We start from the raw sequence: 5,888 nt of genomic DNA on the forward strand, positions 1-5,888 counted from the left end.
CCGCCCATTCCCCACATCGCTCCTCCGCCCCAATAGGTCGGCCAGCCGTAGTAACGATAATACTCCTCCTCGTATTGGCGGGACACCGGCTTATGCGCTTCGATGGCGGGACTTTCTTCGATCTGTTTCCGCGTGAGGCTGACGAGCAGGCTGTCGCCGCCCTGCTGGCAGAAGTTTCCGAAGGCATGAGGAGAGATCAGCACCAACCGTCCCGGCAGCCATGATCCCGTGTCCGCGACGACGTAGCGAACGGCCCAACGTTGATCGTCAAAGTAGAAGTCTTTGACGCTACCGACCTCACCATCGGACGCGCCGAGTAGTTTTCCGTAAAGGTGTTTTAAGCTTCGTAACATAAGGTTTGTTTGGTTTGGAGTTGGATTGGTCACTGGGGCCGGAGTCTTCGTTGTTGTTTCTGTGCTCATGCTTGCTGGATTGCCTTTGAGACCGCGAGTGCGCTGACGATGGCGGCGACCAATTGCGTCGAATCCAGCGGCTTTTCCAAAACCGCGACGGCACCTTGATCGAGACACAGCGCTTTTACGTCGGGGCTGCTAAAGGCCGTCAGCACAATGACGGGCAGCGCCGGAAAAATCTTGTGAATCGCATCCACCAGTGTCACCCCCGTCACTATCGGCATTCGCAAATCGGTGACGACGAGATCAATATGCCTTTCACGTTGAGTCAATAGGTCAACCGCATCGCCGACCCATTTCGCAGAGGTGACAAGCGCTCCTTCGCTGGTGAGAACTTTCTCGAGCGCGCGGAGCATTCCTGGGTCGTCGTCAACGACGAGGATGGACTTGTTACGGATGCTTGTCATCGTTACGTGCCTTCCCTTCGCACCCGCCATGCCAGGGAAAATGCCTGAGGTGTAAAAGGCTAGTGGAAAGCGACTTGCCTAATGCGGCCGGGGCTAGGCAGCGCCCGTGGCCGACGATATTGCTGCCATCGTGGCAGTCATGGCGCTGCATAGCGCGAGTCTGAAGCGGCCGAAAGATTCCGGCGATCACGAGCGCGACGAAAAAAGCAAAGAGGATATCGATGAGAATCATTTTGTAGAAAAGGTTGCGAGAGCCGGCGGAGCGGGCGCGCATTTTCACGCCCGCCCGCCCGCCATCTCTGGTTTATTTCACTTTCAGATCATTGATGACGTCGCGAGCGCCACCATCGAAGCCGTTCTTCGCGGCATCGCGATACTCCCGCCAGCTATCGACGGTGCCGGTGAGCGTGGCCACGCCATTGCGGACGGAGACGTTCACTTCGTCGGAGTCAACGAATGGGCTCCAGAACAACTGACTCTTGATGTCGTCCTTGATCTCGGAGTCGGTCTTGTAGGTCCAGGTCGAGTAACCATAGGGCCAGTAGGTGTAGGGCTCGTAGTAGTCATAGCTATACGGCCAGTAGGAATAAGTATAGACCGGGTAGCTGACGCTGAGATTGTTGTTCACATTCATCACTCCGTTCACCCGCGAGGCAACGTCTTCTGCGTGCGTCTTTTCGTAGTAGGAATCGACCGTGCCGGTGAGATAAACCACGCCATTCAAGGCGGTGACTCCGACTTCGTAGCGATCAACATACGGGTCGCGGAACAGCGCGTCCTTCACATTCTGCGCGATCTTGTCGTCACTCGGCGGATTCTGCCCACGCACGCGCAGGTAGTTCTTCACGCCGTAAACGCCGGTCGTGTTTTTCGCATCCTGTTCCGCGGCGCGCTTGGCTTTCAGGTTATCCACCGTGCCGGTGAGTGTAACCACGCCATAGCTGACCGAGGTGACCGGATTGAAGGAGAACACGCGCGGATCGAAGAGGAACGCATCCTGGACGGCTTTCTTGATTTCTTCGTCGGTCTTGTAGGTCGTTTTGCTCGCCTTCCGCATGGGGTCTTTCGCCCACGCTTCGACGTTCAAGCCATTGTCATCCACGGCGGTGGCGCCCGCGACGTAGGCATCGTAGTAGGCGCGAGTCTTCGCCGCAGCGCTGCCGACAGTGCCGGTGAGCGTGACCTTGCCACCCTCGACTGAGCTTTTGATCAAAAGATCATCGACCCAGATATCGCGCTGGAGAGCGCCCTTCACGTCCGCTGCAATCTCGGTATCCGGGCGCTTTGCTTTATAGTTAATGGTGATGTCGTTCTTAACCTCCTTTACGCCTTTCACGCCCTTCACGACGGAAGCGACCAATTGCTTTTCCTGCCATGAATTAACGCTTCCGCTCAGTGTCGCGGTGCCGTCGTTCACGGCGGTCTTGATCTTGTAGGAACCCGTCGCCGGATCACCCAGCAGTGCAGCGTCCGTATCTTTCTGCACGGCTTCATCGGCGCGCTTTCCCGGCTGCACCTTGATCTCGTTCACCACAGAGCGCACGCCTTTGACGGATTCCGCGATCATGGTGGCGCGCTCCTTGGAAAGGATGTTGGGCGCCGTACCGGAGAGGGTCACGATGCCGTCCGTAGTCTTCACGTCGAGTCCGTTGGAATTGACGGAGGAGTCGTAAAGGAGGTCTTTGTCCACGGCGGCGTTGATTTGCGCATCGCCGGGTTTCTTGTCCGGCGCCGCTTGCAGCGGAACGAGAGCGAGGGATTGGATCAGGAGGGCGCCACAGAGCGCCACGGCTTTCCTTGGATGGAAGAGCCTTTTGTGTGTTGTATGTATCAGTTTCATTTTTAGTTTCTGTTTGGTTTGCCTTGGTGCGGCCCGCGTTCGGCCGTTCGGTGCCCTCCCTTCGCATCCGCCATGCCAGAGAAAATGCGTGAGATGTAAGATGCTAGTGGAAAGCGACTTGCCTAATGTGGCAGGGTTAGGCAGCGCCCGTTGTCAGCCATATTGCTGCCACCGTGGCAGTCATGGCGCTGCCATGGTGGCAGCGTGCCCTAACTCGGCCGGATGGGAGAAGTGCCGATACATCGTGCGCGGCGGGATGCCGAGCACCTGGGCGGCTTTGAGCTTGTTGCCACCGCATTGGGCGATCGTGGCTTCCACGAGCTGTTTGGTGGCCTCGTCGAGCGACGTTCCGAGCGGAATCGAAATGGATGATCCATTCGCGGAGGCGGTGACTGCCGTTTTGCCGCCGGGCGCCGGCGCAAAGGCGACGCACTCCACCATATCGCCATCGGTCAGGGCCACGGCGCGCTCGACGACGTGTTGCAGTTCGCGCACGTTTCCCGGCCAGTCGTGCGCCAGCAATTGCTCGCGGGCGGACGGCGCGAGCGAGCGCACTTCCTTGCGCATCCGGGCGCTGAAGCGTTCGAGGAAATGGGCGGCCAGCAGCGGAATATCCTCGCGGCGTTCGCGCAACGGAGGAATCGCGATCTGCACGGTGTGGATCCGGTAATACAGATCGTGCCGGAACGACTTTTCTTCGATGGCCCGAGCGAGGTCAGAATGGGTGGCGCACAAGAGACGAAAGTTTGAGTGAATATCACGCGTGCCGCCGACCCGCTGAAAGACGCCATCCTGCAAGACGCGCAGCAGCTTCGCCTGCAACGGCGGAGTCATCTCGGCGATTTCATCGAGCAACACGGTGCCGCCGTCGGCGAGTTCGAGCTTGCCGGGTTTGGTGGCGTTCGCGCCCGTGAACGCGCCGCGCTCGTGGCCGAATAATTCGCTTTCGAGAAGCGTCTCGGGAATCGCGGCGCAGCTCAGTTTTACAAACGGTTTGCCTCGCCGGTCGCTTAACTCGTGGAGGGCATTGGCGACGATTTCCTTGCCGGTGCCGCTCTCGCCCTGGATGAGCACGTGAACGTCCGTGGCGGCCACCTGGCGGATGAGTTCTTGCACCGCGCGCATCGCCGGTCCGTTGCCGATGTGCGCTTCCGCCCCGCTTCGCTGCTGGAGTTGCTGACGAAGCTGCTCGTTCTCGCTGGCCAGGCGTTGCTTCTCCAGCGCCTTGGCCACGGTCTTGACCAGCGCGGTGGCGTCCAGCGGCTTCTGGATGAAATCGTAAGCGCCGAGTCTCATGGCCTCGACCGCCTGCTCGATACTCCCATGACCGGTAATCATGACCACTTCGATCTCGGGCCGCAGTTCGAGCGCCTGTTTAAGCAAGGCGATGCCGTCGATGTCCGGCAGGCGGAGATCGCTAATCAGCAGTGCGACGCCAGGTTCTTGCAACGATTCCAGCGCCTCGCGACCCGAAGCCGCGCTCGCGACCCGATAACCCTCGCTCTTCAGCACCTTGCCCGCGGCGATGCGCAGATGCTCGTCGTCGTCCACGAGCAGAATGTTTGGTTTGCGCGCCATGTCAGGATTTCTCCATGAGGGGCAGGAAGAGGGTGAAGGCGCTGCCCTTTCCGGGCGCGCTCTCGCATTCCACATGTCCGCCGTGCTCGATCATGATTTGCTGGACGAGCGCCAGCCCCAGACCCGTGCCGGTCAGTTTGGTGCTGTAAAATGGAATATAGACCTGCTGGATTTGCTCCGCGTTCATACCCGAGCCCGTGTCCGCCACACCGATGCACGCCTCACCGTTTTCGAACCGCGTGCTGACGGTCACTTCCCCACCCTCCGGCGTGGCCTCGATCCCATTCCGAATCAGGTTCAAGGTCGCCTGCCACAATTGATCGGGATCGGCGCTCACGGACTTCAAAGACGGGTCGAAGCTGGTGCGAAGCGCGATCCCTTTATGCTCCAGCGAGCCGTTCATGAAAGCCAGTTTTTGACTCAGCAATGCGCCTAACTCGACCGGTCGGCGCTGCAGCTTGGGCACCCGCGCGAATTGTAGATAGTCTTCCAGCACATGCTGGATGGGGTGAACTTCCTCGCGCATGTCATTCACCAATACGCCGCCCTCTTGCGGAAGGTGGCGGCTGGTCTCCGCAAGCTTCCCGATTTCCTTTTGAATGAGATCGAGATTCAGGGCGATCGCGCCCAGCGGATTGCGAACTTCGTGCGCCATTTCGGCGGCCATCGTGCCCACCACCGCCAGTCGTTCGGCTTGGATTCTGCGAGCTTCGAGACGTTTGCGTTCGGCAATCTCCGACCGCAATGCCTCCGTCCGGCGCTCGACCGTAGTCTCGAGGCGATCTTGCGAGTGACGCAGCGCGCTCAACAGCCAAACGATGACGCCATAGAGCGCCCATAACACGAACGCATTCCAATACGGGATGACCGGATGCGAGTAAGTGTAACCAGACAGAAAATCTGCGACCAACCAAACCCCAGCGCAAACCGCAGCCAGCAGCATTCCGGCGTTTCGCCCCGAGTTCCAGGTGAGCCAGCAGATCGGGGCAAGATAAAAAGCCGACATCACCAGATCGCGTCCGGTAAGGTAATCGACGAGGCCGAGCGCCAGAGTGACGGACAGCGCGATCGAGATCGCCCACGGCGGTGTGACCCGGTGGCCCCACAGGATGTGTTTTGCACCCTCCACTGGGAGCGACTCGGGCGAGAAGGTGTCTACTTTCATAGTTAGGTTGTGAATGACTTTAGGCGGAAACGCGGCACAAGGGTGGTGAGCGGATGCTCCGAGGCGGCTCGAATCGGGGTGGGGCTGGAGTGACCGTGCAGCCATTTTTCAACGATAACTCACAGGCTTACCTTCCGTAGTCGCAGGGCATTGCTAATGACGGAAACGGAACTGAGGCTCATGGCGGCGCCGGCGATGATGGGACTGAGCAGCAGGCCGAAAAACGGATAAAGCAGCCCGGCCGCGATCGGGATTCCCAAGGCATTGTAGCCAAACGCGAAGACAAAGTTTTGGCGGATGTTGCGCAGGGTCGTGCGGCAGCCGCAGTCTCTGTTACGGATTTGTCGTTACGTAATTGGAACAGCATTTCCTTTGGCGGTTAAGCGTTTACTTCGCCGGAGGTGCATTAGTCTCCACCCTATGATGTTGTGCTTGCTCGTCGGTTGCCGCCCCCAGAGAATCCCGTTCCTGCGCGGTCAGCTCAG

6 protein-coding genes and 1 pseudogene are annotated in these 5,888 nt (G+C 59.2%); all 7 read right to left on the minus strand.

The window, feature by feature from the left end; genetic code table 11:
* Positions 1 to 353, minus strand: a 353-nt coding sequence (locus ABJF10_RS28645) for a PRC-barrel domain-containing protein (protein WP_348548026.1), incomplete at its 3' end; no start/stop codon positions are given.
* A gap of 65 nt (positions 354 to 418) precedes the next feature.
* The gene (locus tag ABJF10_RS28650; protein WP_348548027.1) at positions 419 to 820 is read right to left on the minus strand and encodes a response regulator; all 402 of its coding nucleotides are present in this window, start codon (positions 818 to 820) and stop codon (positions 419 to 421) included.
* The gene (locus tag ABJF10_RS28655) at positions 804 to 1,052 is read right to left on the minus strand and encodes a hypothetical protein (protein WP_348548028.1); all 249 of its coding nucleotides are present in this window, start codon (positions 1,050 to 1,052) and stop codon (positions 804 to 806) included. Before ABJF10_RS28655 ends, ABJF10_RS28650 begins: the two co-directional genes overlap by 17 nt.
* A gap of 72 nt (positions 1,053 to 1,124) precedes the next feature.
* Positions 1,125 to 2,660 (minus strand): BON domain-containing protein, encoded by a 1,536-nt coding sequence (locus ABJF10_RS28660; protein WP_348548029.1) that lies wholly within the window; start codon positions 2,658 to 2,660, stop codon positions 1,125 to 1,127.
* 180 nt (positions 2,661 to 2,840) lie between these two features.
* Positions 2,841 to 4,238: a sigma-54 dependent transcriptional regulator gene (locus ABJF10_RS28665; protein ID WP_348548030.1), complete on the minus strand. Its 1,398-nt coding sequence runs from the start codon at positions 4,236 to 4,238 to the stop codon at positions 2,841 to 2,843.
* Between the two features lies 1 nt (position 4,239).
* The gene (locus tag ABJF10_RS28670; protein ID WP_348548031.1) at positions 4,240 to 5,403 is read right to left on the minus strand and encodes an ATP-binding protein; all 1,164 of its coding nucleotides are present in this window, start codon (positions 5,401 to 5,403) and stop codon (positions 4,240 to 4,242) included.
* Positions 5,404 to 5,522: 119 nt separating this feature from the next.
* Positions 5,523 to 5,714, minus strand: a pseudogene (locus tag ABJF10_RS28675) (hypothetical protein); the annotation flags it as partial.
* Between the last annotated feature and the right edge of the window lie 174 nt (positions 5,715 to 5,888).

Origin of the sequence: Chthoniobacter sp. (assembly GCF_040003245.1) — a bacterium.
Lineage (GTDB): Bacteria > Verrucomicrobiota > Verrucomicrobiia > Chthoniobacterales > Chthoniobacteraceae > Chthoniobacter.

Bases quoted from the DNA above. Each gene is read 5' to 3' on its own strand.
- ABJF10_RS28650 (WP_348548027.1), bottom strand. From the start codon at position 820: ATGACAAGCATCCGTAACAAGTCCATCCTCGTCGTTGACGACGACCCA.
- ABJF10_RS28655 (WP_348548028.1), bottom strand. From the start codon at position 1,052: ATGATTCTCATCGATATCCTCTTTGCTTTTTTCGTCGCGCTCGTGATC.
- ABJF10_RS28660 (WP_348548029.1), bottom strand. From the start codon at position 2,660: ATGAAACTGATACATACAACACACAAAAGGCTCTTCCATCCAAGGAAA.
- ABJF10_RS28665 (WP_348548030.1), bottom strand. From the start codon at position 4,238: ATGGCGCGCAAACCAAACATTCTGCTCGTGGACGACGACGAGCATCTG.
- ABJF10_RS28670 (WP_348548031.1), bottom strand. From the start codon at position 5,403: ATGAAAGTAGACACCTTCTCGCCCGAGTCGCTCCCAGTGGAGGGTGCA.